This window comes from Mycobacterium sp., assembly GCF_032161845.1.
Taxonomy (GTDB): Bacteria; Actinomycetota; Actinomycetes; order Mycobacteriales; family Mycobacteriaceae; genus Mycobacterium.
Genome location: NZ_JAVRQA010000367.1, coordinates 1 through 17,098 on the forward strand (window position 1 = coordinate 1; position 17,098 = coordinate 17,098).

Below are 17,098 nucleotides of genomic sequence, written 5' to 3' on the forward strand. Positions count from 1 at the left end.
CGCGCGGCGCCTTGACGACGTTCTCGATCGCCAACGACATTGCGAAGTACTTCGCGATCATCCCGGCGATGTTCGTCGCGTTGTTCCCCGGCCTGGACCTGCTCAACGTGATGCGTCTGCACAGTCCAGAGTCGGCGATCCTGTCGGCGGTGATCTTCAACGCGATCATCATCGTGGCGCTCATCCCGCTGTCCCTGCGCGGTGTGCGATACACCCCGAGCAGTGCGTCGAAGCTGTTGAGCCGCAACCTCTACCTCTACGGCATCGGTGGCATCGTCGCTCCGTTCATCGGAATCAAACTGATCGATCTCGTCGTCCAACTTCTTCCTGGGATGTCCTGAACATGAATGTTTCCAACCTCATTCGCCAACACTGGGCCGCACTTCGCGCACTAGTGGTGTTGACGATCGTCACCGGCCTCGCCTACCCGCTCGTCGTCTGGGCGGTCGCGCTGGCGCCTGGTCTCGACGCTCACGCGCAAGGCTCGATCATCACGGCCGACGGAAAGCCGGTGGGCAGCTCGCTGATCGGCCAGTCGTTCACCGACGCCAAGGGCAACCCGTTGCCCCAGTACTTCCAGAGCCGGCCGTCGGCCGCCGGTGCCGGCTACGACCCGCTGTCGACCAGTGCGAGCAACCTCGGGCCGGAGAACGTCGTCGACACGCCCGCCGACCCCGCCCAGGTGGCGGCGGGCACCGATCCCGCGGACGCCGGATACAAGGCCAGCCTGCTGACCCTGGTGTGTTCCCGCAGTGCGGCCATCGGCGCCCTGGAAGGGGTGAACGGGACGCGGCCGTTCTGCACCGGCGACGGCGTCGGCGCCGTGCTGTCGGTGATCGGCCCGCGCGATTCGCACGGCAACGTCGTGCGACCCACCAGGGTGGTGAGCCTGAACCAGCCGTGCGCGACGACCACGGCACCGTTCCTCGCCGCGTACGAAGGCGTCAAGGTGGACTGCGCAAAGTACGGCGAGGACTACACACTCGGCCAGATCGTGCCCATCCGCGGTGCGGCTCCGGCCAGCCCGGCGGTGCCTGCCGACGCGGTGACCGCCAGCGGCAGCGGCCTCGATCCCAACATCTCCCCCGCCTACGCCGACATTCAAGTCGCCCGGGTCGCCAAGACCCGCGGCGTCAGCCCCGACGAGATTCGTAACCTGCTCGCGGACAACACCTATGGCCGCGACCTCGGGTTCATGGGCGAGCCGCGGGTCAACGTGCTCGAACTCAACCTTGCGCTCGACCAGAAGTATCCTGCAAGGAGCTGAGCGGGCAGGTGGATGATGAGGGTGTGAGCGCCGCACAGCACGGTCCCAAGCGGGGGGAACTGCGCATCTATCTGGGCGCGGCGCCCGGCGTCGGAAAGACATTCGCCATGCTCGGTGAAGCACACCGCCGGGTGGAACGGGGCACCGACATCGTCGCCGCCGTGGTGGAAACCCACGGCCGCAAGAAGACCGCTGAGATGTTCGAGGGCATCGAAGTCGTCCCGCCGCAGTATGTCGACTACCGCGGCGGACGCTTCGCCGAACTCGACGTGGCGGCGGTGCTGGCGCGTCGCCCCGAGGTGGTGCTCGTCGACGAACTCGCGCACACCAACACCCCGGGCAGCACGAACGCGAAGCGCTGGCAGGACATCGAGGAACTGCTCGACGCGGGCATCTCGGTGATCTCCACCGTCAACGTCCAACACCTGGAGAGCCTCAACGACGTCGTCGCTCAGATCACCGGGATCGAACAGCAGGAGACCGTCCCCGACTCCGTGGTCCGAGGTGCGGCGCAGATCGAGCTCGTCGACATCACCCCAGAGGCGTTGCGCCGCAGACTTTCCCACGGCAACGTCTACGCGCCGGAGCGCATCGACGCCGCATTGAGCAACTACTTCCGCCGAGGCAACCTCACCGCGCTGCGCGAGCTTGCGCTGCTGTGGCTCGCCGATCAGGTCGACGCGGCACTGGCCAAATACCGCGCCGAGAACAAGATCACCGCCACCTGGGAGGCGCGCGAACGAGTGGTCGTCGCGGTCACCGGAGGTCCGGAATCAGAGACCCTGGTCCGGCGGGCATCGCGAATCGCATCGAAGTCGAGCGCCGAACTGATGATCGTTCACGTCGTCCGCGGCGACGGTCTGGCGGGGGTGTCGGCACCGCAGATGGGCAAGGTTCGGGAACTCGCCACCAGCCTCGGCGCCACCGTGCACACCGTCGTCGGCGACGACGTGCCCGCAGCCCTTCTGGAGTTCGCCCGCGAGATCAATGCGACCCAACTGGTACTCGGCACGTCGCGGCGGTCACGGTGGGCCCGCATCTTCGAGGAGGGCATCGGGGCGGCCACCGTGCAGCACTCCGGGAAGATCGACGTCCACATGGTCACGCACGACCACGCCAAGCCGAGCGTGACGCTGGCGTCGCTGACGCCGCGACAGCGCCACCTGGCCTCCTGGCTCGCCGCTGGCATCGTTCCGTCGGCCATCTGCGCGGTGACGGTGGTCGTCCTGCAGCGGTTCCTCGGCATCGGCGGCGAGAGCGCGCTCTTCTTCGTCGGCGTGCTCGTCGTTGCGCTTCTCGGCGGCGTGGCCCCGGCCGCCCTGTCGGCACTGTTCTCCGGCCTCCTGCTCAACTACTTCCTCGTCGAGCCCAAGCACACCTTCACGATGGCCGAACCCGACAGCGCCGTCACCGTCGTGGTGTTGCTGGCGGTCGCGGTGGCGGTGGCCGCCCTGGTCGACGGCGCGGCGAACCGGTCACGCGAAGCCCGACGCGCCTCCCAGGAGGCCGAACTGCTCGCGTTGTTCGCCGGGTCCGTGCTGCGCGGCGCCGATCTCACGACGCTCCTGGAACGGGTCAGGGAGGTCTATTCACAACGCTCGGTGAGCATGTTGCGCGAGGGTCCCGACGGCACCACGATCGTCGCCTGCGTCGGCCAAGATCCGTGCGTGGACGTGGACTCCGCGGACACCGCCGTGGAGGTCGGTGACGACGAATTCTGGATGCTGATGACCGGGAAGCCGCTGACCGCCAGGGACCGCCGAGTGCTCGGTGCCGTCGCCAATCAGGCTGCGGGACTGATCAAGCAGCGCCAGTTGGTCGAGGACGCCGGCCAGGCCGAGGTCATCGCGAAGGCCGACGAACTCCGACGTTCGCTTCTGTCGGCGGTGAGCCACGATCTGCGCACTCCCCTCGCGGCTGCCAAGGCATCGGTATCCAGCCTGCGCAGCGACGACATCGACTTCTCCGCCGAGGACACCGCCGAGCTGCTCGCGACCGTCGAGGAGTCGATCGACCAGCTGACCGCCCTGGTCGGCAACCTGCTGGACTCTTCGAGGCTCGCCGCAGGCGTCGTCAAACCGGAGCTCCGACGCGTGTACCTCGAGGAGGTCGTACAGCGGGCCCTGCTCGGAATCAGCAGAGGCGCAACTGGATTCGGCCGCACGGGAGTCGACCGGGTCAAGGTCGAAGTCGGCGACGCGGTGGCGATGGCCGACATCGGCCTGCTCGAACGAGTACTGGTCAACGTCGTCGACAACGCACTGCGCTACGCGGCGGACGGGCCGGTGCGCGTGAACGCAGCACGGGTTGGTGATCGAGTGGTCATCGCCGTGGTCGACGAGGGCAAGGGCGTCGCGCGGGGCGCCGAGGAACAGATGTTCGCACCGTTCCAGCGGATGGGCGACCACGACAACAGCAGCGGCGTCGGCCTCGGCTTGTCGGTGGCCCGCGGGTTCGTCGAAGCGATGGGTGGCACGATCGCCGCCACCGATACCCCCGGCGGTGGACTGACACTCGTCATCGATCTGGCCGCAGCACGGGACGAGCGATGACGAAGACACGGGTGCTGGTCATCGACGACGAGCCGCAGATCCTGCGGGCGCTGCGCATCAACCTGTCCGTCCGCGGCTACGAAGTCTTCACGGCAGACACTGGTGCACAGGCACTTCGGGTCGCCGCCGAGCACAAACCCGACGTCGTCGTCCTCGACCTCGGCCTCCCCGACATCTCCGGCATCGAGGTGCTGGAGGGGCTGCGTGGCTGGCTCACCGCACCCGTCATCGTGTTGTCGGCCCGCACCGACTCCTCGGATAAGGTCGAGGCCCTCGACGCCGGCGCCGACGACTACGTGACGAAGCCATTCGGGATGGACGAGTTCCTCGCCAGGTTGCGCGCCGCGGTGCGGCGCGGCACCGCAGCCTCCGAGACCGACCAGCCCGTCGTCGAAACCTCGTCCTTCACAGTTGATTTGGCTTCGAAGAAGGTCACCAGGGACGGCTCCGAAGTGCATTTGACCCCCACCGAGTGGGGCATGCTCGAGATGCTGGTGCGCAATCGCGGCAAGCTCGTCGGCCGCGAGGAACTGCTCAAGGAAGTGTGGGGACCGGCGTACGCCAAGGAAACTCACTATCTGCGGGTGTACCTCGCGCAGTTGCGACGCAAGCTCGAAGTGGATCCGTCGCACCCCAAGCATCTGCTGACCGAGGCCGGGATGGGCTACCGCTTTCAGGACTAACGGCTACCGGGCCGCCATCAGCTGGGTGGCGACGTGGACGAGCGGCTGCTGCAGATTGAGGACGGCCTGCGGATCGTCGTCGAGCAGGGCGTTGGTGACCAGCGTCGAGACCGCCGCCACCAGCGTCTGGCAGACGAACCGATCCTGCTCGGTTTGGGCCTCGAACAGTGCGGCGACGGCATCGACGAACTGCTGCTGCATCTCGAGGCGTTTCGCGAGCGCCTCCCGGCCTGCGGTGTACACGCCGATCAGGTACAGCCGCGAGACCGCCGGGTCCCTCGCCATCACCGTGAGATAGGTGCGCAGCAGGGCGGCGAACCGCTCCAACGGTGCCTTCGAGGTGGGTGTCTCGAAGATCGTGCCGAGGACCGACCCCTGGCGCTGGCCGAAACTGGCGAGAAAGCAATCCTGCTTGGAACAGAACAGCTGGTAGAAGGTCTGCCTGGACACCCCGGCGACCTTGATGATGTCGGCCACGCTGGTGTCGGCATAACCCTTGACCGCCATCACCGTCTCCATCGCGTGGAAGATCCGATCGCGTTGGTGGGATCTGACCTCATCGCGGCTCAGCTGATGCCGTCCAGGTCTGAGTTGCTTGCTGGTGTTCATGCTCCGGCCATCAATAGAGGTGATACCCGCCAAGATCAACGAGTCTAGGCGGACGGCCCCGTCGCGCGATTGCCATCCATGAACACAAGTGTTTATATTTGCTCAGCGCGGGCGGGTCCAGAAGAGGGGACTGGATCCGCCCCCGTTTGTCTATCGCACCGTCTTGGCCGCCTGCAGCGTGTAGGTCAGCGGGATCCGGTCACTGCCATCGACTAGGACGTATTCGTCCTCGAAGTCCGGGCTAGCCGCCATGGCGTCACCGAAGAAGTTCCACGACAACTCGCGGTGCTCCTCGAATCCGGTGATTGCGAGCCCGGCGTCCAGAAGTGCCGTGAAGATCTCCCCGAGACCGTGATTGAACACGACGGACTCGGGCGAGGCGACCTCGCCCTGTCCCGCATAGCTGTCGTGCTCGACGAAGAGCGTTCCGCCCGTTTCGAAGTACGGGTACTCGATGACCAACAACCCGTCCTGGCGCGGATCGCTCATCGCCCAGAGCACGGGGTGCCCCTCCCTGATGAACAGCCGACCACCCGGCCGTAGCAGCGACGCGACGATGCCCGCCCAGCGGCGGATGTCCGGCAGCCAGCACAGCGCACCGATCCCGGTGTAGACGACGTCGGCGCGGCCCGCACCGAGCGCATCGACCGCGTCGTGCACGTCCGCCTCGACGAACGTGACGTCGGCGCCGGCGCGAGCGGTGAGGGCACGGGCGGCTGCCACTGCGGCGGGCGAGAAGTCCAGCCCCGTAACGGACTTCGCGCCCAACCGGGCCAGCGACACCGTGTCGGTGCCGATGTGACACTGCAGGTGCACGACGTCGAGCCCGTCGAGCCGGCCGAGGCGCGGCAGGTCGTATCGCACCACCGGCGACAGGTGATCCGGGTCGTCGAAGCTCGCGAGGTCATAACCATCCACGCCGGTATGGATCGGGACTCGCGACTCCCAGTTCGCCAGATTGATGTCGCGCCAGTCGTCGGTCACCGCGTCATTCTCCCACCCTCTTCGCGTCGAGATAGCGCCTACAGTCATCAAAACGCGGTTTGACGACTGTGGACGCTATATCGATGACGCGGGCTTGGTTTCGTCAGCCAGCGCAATCAGCTTGGCCCGCACCAGATCCGGACGCTCGTCGATGACGAAGTGCCCGGAGTCGACCGGTTCGAACGTGTAGTCGTCGGCGTTGGCGGTCGCGGGGTCGGCGAGTGACTGATGCACGGCGAAGTCGGCGGTTCCGAAGAGCACCCGAATGGGGACCGTCGCACGCCGGGTTTCGGGATTGCGTGCGCTCGAGGGTATTTCGCGCAGCAGGAAGGTCCGGTAGGTGTCGCGCGCGGCGTGGGCGCACACCGGGTCGCGGAACCGCTCGGTGTAGACCCGCGCGATCGCGGGATCCAGTCGGTGACTCTTCGGTCCGCTGCCGAACACCATCCGGTCGATGATCCTGGTGCGCTGGTGCACCTGCACGCCGACCGTCGCCATCATCGGTTGATAGGTCAGCAGTCGCCAGAACGTCGGCAGCAGGACGCGCGGGGTGACCCACGGATGCGCCATGTTCATCACCAGATAGCCGTCGAAACGCTCCGGCGCGGCGAGCAACATCCGATAGCCCACGAAGCCACCCCAGTCATGCCCGACGAGCAGCACCCGGTCCAGAGCGAGCGCATCCATCAACGCCAGCACGTCGGCGGCGACGTCGTCCTTGGCCCACCGGTGTGGCGCGGGCCCGGACCACCCGTACCCGGGCAGGTCGGGGGCGATGATGCGCAGGCCCGGCGGCGGGTCGGCGAGCAGGTCCCGGTACACCCAGTGGTGCTGCGGCCAGCCGTGCAGTGCCAGTACCGGCCGACCGTCCTCCGGCCCCGACTCGGTGACGTGGAACCGCACTCCGCGGGCCTCGACGAAGGACCGGCGGACGCCGTCGATCTGTGGGACTGGACTAGTCATATGTCCAGGTTATGGGAGCCGGTCTGCCAGTACGCTCCCGGTATGGCCGGGTACCGCGAGTTGTTCGACGCCAGCATTGACGACCCGAGCGCATTCTGGGCGGAGGCAGCTCGCGCCGTCACGTGGACCCGGGCACCGCAACGCATCCTCGACGACGCCAATCCCCCGTTCTACCGCTGGTTTCCGGACGGTGAGCTCAATACCTGCGCCAACGCGCTCGACCGGCACGTCGAGCAGGGCCGAGGAGACCAGGCCGCGCTGATCTACGACTCGCCGCTGGCCGGCACCAAGCGCACCTACACCTACCGCGAACTGCTCGACGAGACCTCGCGTTTCGCGGGCGTGCTGCGCGGACTCGGCGTCGAGAAGGGCGACCGCGTCGTCATCTACATGCCGATGGTGCCCGAGGCCGTCATCGCGATGCTGGCGTCGGCCCGCCTCGGAGCCGTGCACTCGGTGGTGTTCGGCGGATTCGCGGCGCACGAACTCGCCACCCGCATCGACGACGCCGGGCCTGCGGTGCTGGTGACGGCGTCGTGCGGCATCGAGCCCACCCGCATCGTCGACTACAAGATGATCGTCGACGGCGCGCTGCACCTCGCCGAGCACGAAACCCCGGCATGCGTCATCCTCCAACGCGACCAACATCCCTGCCATCTGACGCCGGGCCGCGACGTGTCGTGGACCGAGGCCATGGCCGATGCGGAACCCGTCGATCCCGTTCCCGTCGCGGCGACCGATCCGCTCTACGTGCTCTACACCTCCGGCACCACCGGCAAGCCCAAGGGCATCGTCCGCGACAACGGCGGCCACGCCGTCGCGCTGATGTGGACCATGAAGCACATCTACGACACCGAACCGGGCGACGTGTATTGGGCCGCTTCGGATGTGGGCTGGGTCGTCGGCCACTCCTACATCGTCTACGGACCGCTGCTGCTCGGCGCGACCACCGTGCTGTACGAAGGCAAGCCGGTGGGCACCCCCGACGCGGGTGCCTTCTGGCGGGTGGCCGCCGAACACGGTGTGAAGGCCCTGTTCTCAGCGCCGACGGCCATCAGGGCGATCAAGAAGGTCGACCCGGACGCGACCCAACTCGTAGGCCACGACCTCTCCAAACTGCGGTACCTGTTCCAGGCCGGCGAACGGCTGGATCCCAGCACGTACCACTGGGCCGCCGAGAAACTGGGCATCCCCGTCATCGACCACTGGTGGCAGACCGAGACCGGATGGTCCATCGCCGCCGCACCGATGGGCGTCGAGGCGATGGCCGTCAAGCCCGGCTCGGCGACGGTGCCGATGCCCGGATACGACGTCCGCGTCCTGCGGCCCGACGGCACGGAATGCGATGCAGGCGAAGAGGGTTCGATCTGTGTGAAGCTTCCGCTTCCACCGGGCACGCTTCCGACGCTGTGGGGCGACGACGACCGCTTCGTCGCGTCGTACCTATCGGCCTTCCCCGGCTACTACCTCTCGGGTGACGGCGGCTATCTCGACGAGGACGGCTACCTGTTCGTGATGGGCCGCACCGACGACGTCATCAACGTCGCGGGCCATCGACTGTCGACGGGTTCCATCGAAGCCGTCCTCGCGACGCATCCGGCCGTCGCGGAGTGCGCGGTGATCGGAGCGGCCGACGAACTCAAGGGCCAGGTGCCGCGCGGTTTCGTCGTGCTCAAGTCGGGCGCGTCGGCCGATGGTCTTGTCGACGAACTGGTGCTGGCGGTACGCGAGAACATCGGTGCGGTCGCGGCACTCAAGAGGGTCGACGTCGTGGCGGCCCTGCCGAAGACCCGGTCCGGAAAGATCCTGCGAAAGACCATGCGTGGCATCGCCGACGGCCGCGACGAGCCGGTGCCATCGACGATCGAGGACGCGAGCGTGCTCGAAGCGCTGACGCCGATCCTGCGATCGTGAAGCGGTCCCGCGGGAACGTGATCCGAACTATTGTCAAGTGGTCATATGTGGATATTCGACCAAGTCAATAGAGGTGGACTGTCATGCGAGTTCCAGACCAGAAGGCCAGTGGATGTAGCTGCCATTGCAACGCCTGCGACGGCGGACATCATTGCGGAAACCCGCCGAACTGCAATATCCGGCGCTGAGGATTTAACCGCCTACGGGCGGGGCTGACAGCTCGGCTGCCGTTTCGGCTTCGGTCCGCAACCAACTCGGGAACGGCAACGGGGCGTCCTCCGAGCGGTTGCTGTCGGCCGCGAAGCACACCACGCTGACCACGAAGCTGAGGATTGCGACGATTCCGAGTACTCCGGCGGTCGCCATACTCGCGTGACCGAGTGCGCCGAAGGCGATGACCGCGGCCACGACGGCACCCAACATCGTCAACAATCCGGTGGTCGCCAGGACCTCCCCGGTCGACTCGTCAATGCCACGAATATCCTGCTCGGCCATGGTGCTTCCCCTCGTCAACCCGACATACAGCCACCCAGCTTCTTCGGGTAGACGACACCTATCCCGTACCCCTGGCCGCCGGGTCCGAAACCCACCAGCTAACCGATCGACAATGCGATGCCGTCCAGGATGTCGTGCTCGCTGACCACCAGCTCGGCGATCCCGGCGCGCTCGCCGAGCGCCCGCGCCAACTCTTCGACGACGATGGCGCCGCCGCCGATCACGTCGACCCGCCCCTCGTGCATCGGACCGAGTGCAGCGCGTTGACGACGGGTCATGGCCAGCAACCCGTCGCAGACCTTCAGCAGGTCGTCGAACCCGACTCGCGACAGATGAATGAGCTCGGAATCGTAGACGGCCAGGTTCATCGCCAGCGCCGACAACGTCGTCATGGTGCCAGCCACCCCGACCCACGTTCGCGCCCTCTCGACGGGCACCGCGTCGAAGGCGGCGGCCAGGCCGTCCCGGACGACGGCGCGCGCATCCGCGATCTCGGCAGCCGTTGGCGGATCGGACTTCAGGCACCGCTCCGTGAGCCGCACGCAGCCGATGTTCGCGGAATGACTCGCAAGGCCGGTGGTCGCCGCCGGAGCGGCTCCGTCGACGTCCGGGCTCCCCAGCACCACCTCAGTCGACCCGCCACCAAGATCGACGACGACGAATGGCGCTGCAGCGGAATCGAGTTCGCCGATCGCACCCTGAAACGACAGCTCGGCCTCCTCGGTGCCGGTGATGACCTCGGCGATCGCGCCCGGCACCGCAGCGCCGAGCACCTCGGCCGTCATCGCGAAGAACTCGTCACGGTTGGCCGCGTCCCGCGTGGCCGACGTCGCGACCATCCGAACCGTCGGCACCGAATGAGCCTGCAGCAGCGCGGCGTAGTCCTCGAGCGCGGCGCGGGTGCGCGCCAATGCGGGCGCACCGAAACTCCCCGTCGCGTCGACGCCTTCACCGAGCCGCACGATGCGCATCTCGCGGTGCACATCGGTCAGATGCCGGTCTGAGTTCAGGTCGGCGATCAACAGCCGGATCGAATTCGTACCGCAGTCGATCGCAGCGACCCTACTCATCAACCCACACCCCTCGATCCAGGATTCCGGCCATCGCAGGCTCGGCGGCCAGCACGGCCAGCGCCTCGTCGCCAAAGGGATTCACGCCTGGCCCCTTGGCCAGCGAGTGCGCGATGACGACGTGCAGGCACTTGACGCGGTCGGGCATGCCGCCGCCGGAGAACGTCGTCCCCAGCGGCTCGACGGCGTCGCGCTCGGCCAGGAACGACTCGTGCGCGCGGCGGTAGGCGTCGGCAAGCTCCTGATCGTGCGACAGCCGCTCGGTCATATCGCGCATCATCCCCGACGACTCCAGCCGACTGGCCGCGGCCGTGAGCGCGGGATGAGTCAGGTAGTACAGCGTCGGAAAGGGTGTTCCGTCAGGCAGTTTCGGCGCCGTCTTCACCACGCCCGGTTGGCCGTTCGGACAGCGATAGGCGATCTCCAGGACACCACGCGGCTCGCGGCCCAACTGGAGCGCGACGGCGTCGAGATCGGATTGGTCAACCACCGGGAGCCGGCGGGACGAGAGCGGGCGGCGGTGGCAGCTCAGGCGCCTGCGGAATCTGCGAAACTCCGTGCGGCGCATCGGCAATGGTGTGCCACAGCGAGGTGTACCACGGCAGCCCGCTCGGCGGCTTCGCGGGAACCGCCCCGGGAGCCGCCACCGGGACGTCGCCCGCAGGCAACTGAACCTGGTAGGGAATGTCGCCGGGCATGACGAAGCCAAGCCTCTCGCGCGCCTGCGCTGCGATGTACGCCGGATCGCCGAGCTTGACCTTCTGCTGTTCGAGATCGGCGATCTGCGAACGCAATTGGGCTTGCGCGTCGGAGAGCTGCCTCATCTCGGTCCGCTGCGAGAAATACGTCCGCACCGGCCCGGCGATGGTCAGCGTCAACACACACACCACGACCGCCAGGATCGCGGCTCGCCTCGCCGCGGAACCCAGCCGTTGGTCGGACTGCTGTTCGGCCGCCTCGGCGATCGCCTTCCTGATCGGTTCGATGACGCCGGTGGGCTCGTCGTCTTCCTCGATCTCGGGCGGCGCCTCCGGCTCGGGCCGCGCCTCGATCGCGCGCGGTTCCCGTCGAATCGGAGACGCCCCCCGCGGCCGACCGCCACCCTTCCCCGGCCGCGACGCGGGAGTGCGCCGCTTGGGGTCGGGCCGCTTGGCGTCGGGCATGTCTAAAAGTTACTTGCTCTCCAACACGAAACGTGGGAACGCCAGGTCACCCGCGTACCGTGCGGCGTCGCCGAGCTCCTCCTCGATGCGGAGCAGCTGGTTGTACTTGGCGACGCGCTCGCTGCGCGCTGGCGCACCGGTCTTGATCTGCCCGCTGCCGACGGCGACGGCCAGGTCGGCGATGGTGGTGTCCTCGGTCTCGCCGGACCGATGGCTCATCATCGTGCGGTAGCCGCTGTTGTGGGCCAGCGAGACCGCGTCCAACGTCTCCGTCAGCGTGCCGATCTGGTTCACCTTGACCAAAAGCGCGTTGGCCGCACCCTTCTCGATGCCCTCCTCGAGACGCTCCGGATTGGTGACGAACAGGTCGTCGCCGACGATCTGGATGCGATCACCGATCGCCGTGGTCAACGACACCCAGCCGTCCCAGTCGTCCTCGGACAGCGGATCCTCGATGGACACCAGCGGGTACGCGTCCAGCAGTCCGGCGTAGAACTCCGTCATCTGGGCAGCCGTGCGGGTTTGCTTCTCGAAGGCGTAACCCGTTCCGTCGGTGTAGAACTCGGTCGCAGCGACGTCGAGCGCCAGCGCTACGTCGGCGCCCAGCTTGAGGCCCGTCGCCTCGATGGCCGTGCTGATCAGGTCGAGCGCGGCCACGGTGCCTGCGATGTCGGGGGCGAAGCCGCCCTCGTCGCCGAGACCGGTGGCCAGACCCTGCTTCTTGAGGACCGACTTCAGCGAGTGGTACACCTCGGCGCCCCACCGCAGGGCCTCCTTGAAGGACGGCGCACCGATGGGCGCGACCATGAACTCCTGGACGTCGACGCCAGTGTCGGCGTGCGCGCCACCGTTGACGATGTTCATCATCGGGACCGGCAGGACGTGGGCGTTGGGCCCGCCGAGGTAGCGGAACAGCGGGAGTCCGGCGGCATCGGCGGCCGCCTTCGCGACGGCCAACGACACCCCGAGGATCGCGTTGGCGCCGAGCCGCGACTTGTCGGCCGTGCCGTCGCAGTCGAGCAGCGCCTGGTCGACGAGCCGCTGGTCGTCGGCGTTCAGGCCGATCACGGCGGGCGCGAGCTCGGTCAGCACGCCCTTGACCGCTTTTTCTACGCCCTTGCCGAGGTACCGGTCGCCGCCGTCACGGAGCTCGACGGCCTCGTGCTCACCGGTCGAGGCGCCAGAGGGCACCGCGGCGCGCGCGGCGGAGCCGTCGTCGAGCGCCACCTCGACCTCCACGGTCGGGTTGCCCCGGGAGTCGAGAATCTCTCGCGCTGCGATCTGCTCGATGACGGGCACTGACGTCTCCTCGCGTGGTGCTGATGCGGACCTGCACAGCCTAGAGGCTGAGGTTTCCCCCCGCCGACAGAGCTATAGGGACTGGCCGTCGGCGTAGGCCGTGGCCCAGTCACGCACCGTTCGCGCGTACTGGTCGGACAGGTTGTAGGCCCTCAGCGCGTCCATCCAACCTCGCGGTTTGGCGAGATCCTTGCCGCGCCAGCACAGGTAGCCCGCCGCCGAAAGCGCAGCGTCGTCGATGTTGTCGGGGCTCACGACGCCGTCGTTGTTGGCGTCAACGCCGTACAGCTTCCAGGTCGCGGGGATGAACTGCATGGGGCCCATCGCGCGGTCCATCAACGGGTCGCCATCGAGCTTGCCGCCGTCGGTGTCCGGAATCGCCATGTTGCCCATCGACCCGTCCAGCCGGACACCGCGGATCGGCGGTGTCACGTCGCCGTCGGGCGCGATCGTGGCACCGCCGTAGGTGCCGTGGTGGCTCTCGACCATCCCGATGCCTGCGAGCGTCGTCCACGCCAGATGGCACTTCGGGTTCTCCACCTCGGCGACCCGCGCCGCATAGGCATAGGCCTCCAGCGCCGTCGCAGGGATGCCGACCGCCGCCGAACGTTCGGCGGCCCACTCTCGCAACTGGTCGGCGGGCCGACCCTTGGCGTGCGTGTCGACTTGCGGAACCGGGTCACCCGGCGGTGGCGGTACACCCTCGGGGATTGGGATCCCCGTCTGCCACGAGCAAGAAGAGGCCATCAGCAGGGCAGTAGCGACGATAACCGCGACGGCCCGCAGCCAACGCACTGACGACACCAGACTCCCTTGACACGTTCGGATCCCTGCCATCGTCCCATGCGTTCCGTTGGTGCCGACGTCGCCGTTTGCCGGGGCGTACCGTTCCCGTACTCACCTTGCTAAGGTGAGCCACACCTAGCCATGGCTAGCCAATGCTTGGTAAGCACCCTTCGTAGCAAGGACGAACTCATGACCGCGGTGGGGGACGTGTCGGTGTCACTATTGGCCGCCGGCCCCAGCATCTCCTCGCAGCTCTTCGGTAGCGCGCTCATCGGCGTACGCGAGGGCCTCGAAGCCGCCATCGTCGTCACCATCTTGGTCGCGTTCCTGGTCAAGTCCGACCGCCGCGACGCCCTCAGGTGGGTGTGGCTCGGAGTCGGCGCGGCGATCGTCATGACCATCGCGGTGTTCCTGGCCATCCAGTACGGCGAGAACACCATCTCGGGACTCGGCGCGGAGGCCATCGCGGGCGTCGCGTCGCTGATCGCCGTCGCGATCGTCACGACCATGGTGATCTGGATGAAGAAGGCCGCGGCAGGCATGTCGGGTCAACTGCGCGGCGAGATGTCGAAGGCTCTCGAGGCGGGTGCGTTCGCCGTGCTGTCGCTGTCGTTCCTGGCCGTCGGCCGGGAGGGCGTCGAGACCGCACTGTTCATGGTCGGCTTCGCCGACGCCAAGACGCTCTGGCCGCTGACGGGCCTCGTCATCGGGGTTCTCATCGCCGTGGCGATCGCGTTCGGGATGTACAAGGGCGCGTTGCGGATCAACCTCGCCAAGTTCTTCCTCTACACCGGCACATTCCTGGTCGTCGTCGCCGCGGGCATCCTGTCCTACGGCGTCGGCGCGCTGCAGACCGTCGGCTGGCTTCCCGGCCTGACCAGCCGTCCGTTCGACATCAGCTCGTGGTTCGACTGGTCGTCGTGGTACGGCCAGGTCATCCAGGGCGTCTTCAACATCACGCCGACGCCGACCTGGCTGCAGTTCTTCGGCTGGTCGCTCTATCTCGTCATCGTCCTCATCGTCTTCCTGCGCCCCACCAGGGCGCCCGCGAAACCGGCGGATACCCCACCGCCGGGCACCCCTCCCGCCAGCACCGACGTCACTCCGGAACCGGAGCCGTCCACCACATCCGAAAGGTCGACCAGATGATCGTCTCCCCCCAGAACGCGAGGGCCGCCGCTGCCGCAGCGGCGGCCCTGCTGACGGGCATCTCCCTCGTCGGCTGCCAAGCCAAGGAGGCCCAGACCCCCGCCAGCAGTGGGGACGACGCTCCCGCCCAGGTCACCGTCAACGCGTCGGACACGACGTGCGAGCTGTCCGGCACCACCGCGGTCACCGGGCCGAGCACCTTCGTGATCACCAACAACGGCACCAAGGTCACCGAGTTCTACGTCTACGGTGCTGGCGACCGGGTGATGGGCGAGGTCGAGAACATCTCCCCCGGCCTGGAGCGCAAGCTCATCGTCCAGCTGACCGAACCGGGCAAGTACCAGACCGCCTGCAAGCCGGGCATGATCGGCGACGGCCTCCGCGGCGACTTCACCGTCACCGGCGACGCCGTCCAGATCGACACCGAGGGCAAGTTCGCCGAAGCCGCCGACAACTACAAGCGGTACGTGAACAGCCAGACCGAGGCGCTGATCCCCGCGGTCGACGTGTTCGTCGCCGCAGTCAAGAAAGGCGACGTCAACGCGGCCAAGGCGCAGTTCCCCGTCGCCCGCACGTACTACGAGCGCATCGAGCCGGTGGCCGAGTCCTTCCCGGACGACCTCGACCCGCGCATCGACCTCCGCGAGGCCGACCTCGAGCCTGGCCAGAAGTGGACTGGCTTCCACGCGCTGGAGAAGCAGCTGTGGGTGACCGGCCTGCAGCCCGACGCAGGAGCACTCGCCGATCAGTTGGTCGCCGACGTCAAGGAACTCAACGATGGCGTGAAGGCTCCGGAGTTCACCGTCGACTCCACCCAGATCGCCGGTGGCGCACAGGGTCTGCTCGACGAGATCGCATCGAGCAAGATCAGTGGTGAAGAGGACATCTTCAGCCACACCGACCTGTGGGACTTCGAGGCCAACCTGCAGGGTTCGCAGACCGCGGTGTCGTCGGTCCGACCGATCCTCGACGAGCGCAACGCCGACCTCGGCAAGAAGGTCGACCAGCGTTTTGCCGAGTCCGAGGCGGTGCTGCAGAAGTACCGCAAGGGTGACGGGTTCGTCTTGTACGACACCGTGACCGAGCCACAGCGCCAAGAGCTATCCCGCTCGATCGACGCACTGTCGAAGGAAGTCAGCCAGGTGCAGGGTGTCATCGCAGGACAGTAGGAGCCAGGCCGATACGCCGAACGTGACTCCCGCCGAATCGGACTCGGCGCGCGGAGCGTTGTCGCGCCGCAAGCTTTTCGGCGCGGCGGGAGTGACGGCGGCCGTGGTCGGTGCGGCCGGTGCGGGCGCGCTGGCCGGCCGGGCGTCGGCGTCCAGCCCCGCCGCCACCGAACTGCAGGACGCGGTGCCCTTCCGTGGCGAGCGCCAGGCGGGCATCGTCACCGCGGCACAGGATCGCATGCACTTCTGCTCCTTCGACGTCACCACCGACGACCGTGCGGAAGTCGTGGCGATGCTCAAGGAGTGGACCCAGATGGCCGAGCGCATGACGCTCGCGGAGGAGGCCGTCAAGAACGGCGCCGTCGGGCTCAACCCGTACGCGCCCCCTTCGGATACCGGTGAGGCCCTTGGCCTTCCGCCGTCCCAACTGACCCTGACCATCGGCTTCGGCCCGACCTTCTTCACGAAGGACGGCAAGGACCGCTTCGGCATCGCCGACAAGCGGCCGAAGGCGTTGATCGACCTGCCCAAGTTCCCCAACGAAACCATGGACCCCGCCAAGAGCCACGGCGACATCTGCGTCCAGGCCTGCGCCAACGATCCGCAGGTCGCCGTGCACGCGATCCGGAACCTCGCCCGCGTGGCGTTCGGCACGGCCGCGGTGCGCTACTCGCAGCTCGGCTTCGGCCGTACGTCGTCGACCACGCGCGACCAGTCCACTCCGCGAAACCTGTTCGGGTTCAAGGACGGAACGGCAAACCTCAAAGCCGAGGACGGCGGCGCGCTTGACAAGCACGTGTGGGTGGCCGCCGGCGACGGTCCGGCGTGGATGACCGGTGGCAGCTACCTGGTGACCCGCCGCATCCGAATGCGCATCGAAAACTGGGACCGCACCACGCTCCTCGAACAGGAGCGGGTCATCGGACGACTGAAGGGCACCGGCGCCCCGATCGGATACGCCGACGAGTTCGACGCGCTGGACTTCCACACGAAGA

The 17,098-nt window shown here is 67.4% G+C and carries 16 protein-coding genes and 1 pseudogene; 8 read left to right on the top strand and 9 right to left on the bottom strand.

Annotated features, from left to right (window positions below):
• From QOD90_RS20010 to QOD90_RS20025, 4 genes and pseudogenes are all read left to right on the top strand, one after another.
• A pseudogene (locus QOD90_RS20010) lies at positions 1-341 on the top strand (potassium-transporting ATPase subunit B); the annotation flags it as partial.
• 2 nt (positions 342-343) lie between these two features.
• The gene (locus QOD90_RS20015) at positions 344-1,267 is read left to right on the top strand and encodes a potassium-transporting ATPase subunit C (RefSeq protein WP_526352575.1); all 924 of its coding nucleotides are present in this window, start codon (positions 344-346) and stop codon (positions 1,265-1,267) included.
• On the top strand, positions 1,264-3,819 hold the full coding sequence (locus tag QOD90_RS20020; protein ID WP_526352589.1) for a DUF4118 domain-containing protein: 2,556 nt from the start codon (positions 1,264-1,266) through the stop codon (positions 3,817-3,819). Before QOD90_RS20015 ends, QOD90_RS20020 begins: the two co-directional genes overlap by 4 nt.
• A complete protein-coding gene (locus QOD90_RS20025; RefSeq protein WP_526352576.1) occupies positions 3,816-4,502 on the top strand; it encodes a response regulator transcription factor in 687 nt (228 codons plus the stop codon). Before QOD90_RS20020 ends, QOD90_RS20025 begins: the two co-directional genes overlap by 4 nt.
• A gap of 3 nt (positions 4,503-4,505) precedes the next feature.
• Here the strand turns inward: QOD90_RS20025 and QOD90_RS20030 are convergent, their stop codons facing one another.
• The 3 genes from QOD90_RS20030 to QOD90_RS20040 form a co-directional block, all read right to left on the bottom strand.
• The gene (locus QOD90_RS20030) at positions 4,506-5,111 is read right to left on the bottom strand and encodes a TetR/AcrR family transcriptional regulator (RefSeq protein ID WP_526352577.1); all 606 of its coding nucleotides are present in this window, start codon (positions 5,109-5,111) and stop codon (positions 4,506-4,508) included.
• A gap of 150 nt (positions 5,112-5,261) precedes the next feature.
• Positions 5,262-6,095 carry a class I SAM-dependent methyltransferase gene (locus QOD90_RS20035; protein WP_526352578.1) on the bottom strand — a complete coding sequence of 278 codons (834 nt, stop codon included), beginning with the start codon at positions 6,093-6,095 and terminating at the stop codon, positions 5,262-5,264.
• A gap of 75 nt (positions 6,096-6,170) precedes the next feature.
• On the bottom strand, positions 6,171-7,058 hold the full coding sequence (locus QOD90_RS20040; RefSeq protein ID WP_526352579.1) for an alpha/beta fold hydrolase: 888 nt from the start codon (positions 7,056-7,058) through the stop codon (positions 6,171-6,173).
• A 42-nt stretch (positions 7,059-7,100) separates the two neighbouring features.
• On the opposite strand from QOD90_RS20040, the gene QOD90_RS20045 reads away from it, so the two are divergent.
• Entirely contained in the window at positions 7,101-8,972 is a 1,872-nt protein-coding gene (locus QOD90_RS20045; protein ID WP_526352580.1) for a propionyl-CoA synthetase, read from the top strand.
• A gap of 192 nt (positions 8,973-9,164) precedes the next feature.
• On the opposite strand, the gene QOD90_RS20050 is transcribed toward QOD90_RS20045, so the two are convergent.
• The 6 genes from QOD90_RS20050 to QOD90_RS20075 form a co-directional block, all read right to left on the bottom strand.
• Positions 9,165-9,467 carry a hypothetical protein gene (locus QOD90_RS20050; RefSeq protein WP_526352581.1) on the bottom strand — a complete coding sequence of 101 codons (303 nt, stop codon included), beginning with the start codon at positions 9,465-9,467 and terminating at the stop codon, positions 9,165-9,167.
• 98 nt (positions 9,468-9,565) lie between these two features.
• Entirely contained in the window at positions 9,566-10,537 is a 972-nt protein-coding gene (locus tag QOD90_RS20055; RefSeq protein WP_526352582.1) for a Ppx/GppA phosphatase family protein, read from the bottom strand.
• A complete protein-coding gene (locus QOD90_RS20060) occupies positions 10,530-11,027 on the bottom strand; it encodes a DUF501 domain-containing protein (protein ID WP_526352583.1) in 498 nt (165 codons plus the stop codon). Before QOD90_RS20060 ends, QOD90_RS20055 begins: the two co-directional genes overlap by 8 nt.
• Positions 11,020-11,700, bottom strand: coding sequence for an FtsB family cell division protein (locus QOD90_RS20065; RefSeq protein ID WP_526352584.1), 681 nt, complete (start codon positions 11,698-11,700; stop codon positions 11,020-11,022). Before QOD90_RS20065 ends, QOD90_RS20060 begins: the two co-directional genes overlap by 8 nt.
• A 9-nt stretch (positions 11,701-11,709) precedes the next feature.
• Entirely contained in the window at positions 11,710-12,999 is a 1,290-nt protein-coding gene (gene eno / locus QOD90_RS20070) for a phosphopyruvate hydratase (protein WP_526352585.1), read from the bottom strand.
• Positions 13,000-13,071: 72 nt separating this feature from the next.
• Complete coding sequence (locus QOD90_RS20075; protein ID WP_526352586.1) at positions 13,072-13,803, bottom strand: lytic transglycosylase domain-containing protein; 732 nt, start codon at positions 13,801-13,803, stop codon at positions 13,072-13,074.
• Positions 13,804-13,974: 171 nt separating this feature from the next.
• On the opposite strand from QOD90_RS20075, the gene efeU reads away from it, so the two are divergent.
• From efeU to QOD90_RS20090, 3 genes are all read left to right on the top strand, one after another.
• Positions 13,975-14,934: an iron uptake transporter permease EfeU gene (gene efeU, locus QOD90_RS20080; protein WP_526352587.1), complete on the top strand. Its 960-nt coding sequence runs from the start codon at positions 13,975-13,977 to the stop codon at positions 14,932-14,934.
• The gene (efeO, locus tag QOD90_RS20085) at positions 14,931-16,103 is read left to right on the top strand and encodes an iron uptake system protein EfeO (protein WP_526352588.1); all 1,173 of its coding nucleotides are present in this window, start codon (positions 14,931-14,933) and stop codon (positions 16,101-16,103) included. Before efeU ends, efeO begins: the two co-directional genes overlap by 4 nt.
• A gap of 22 nt (positions 16,104-16,125) precedes the next feature.
• A partial coding sequence (locus QOD90_RS20090; protein WP_526352590.1) for a Dyp-type peroxidase occupies positions 16,126-17,098 on the top strand: 973 nt, incomplete at its 3' end.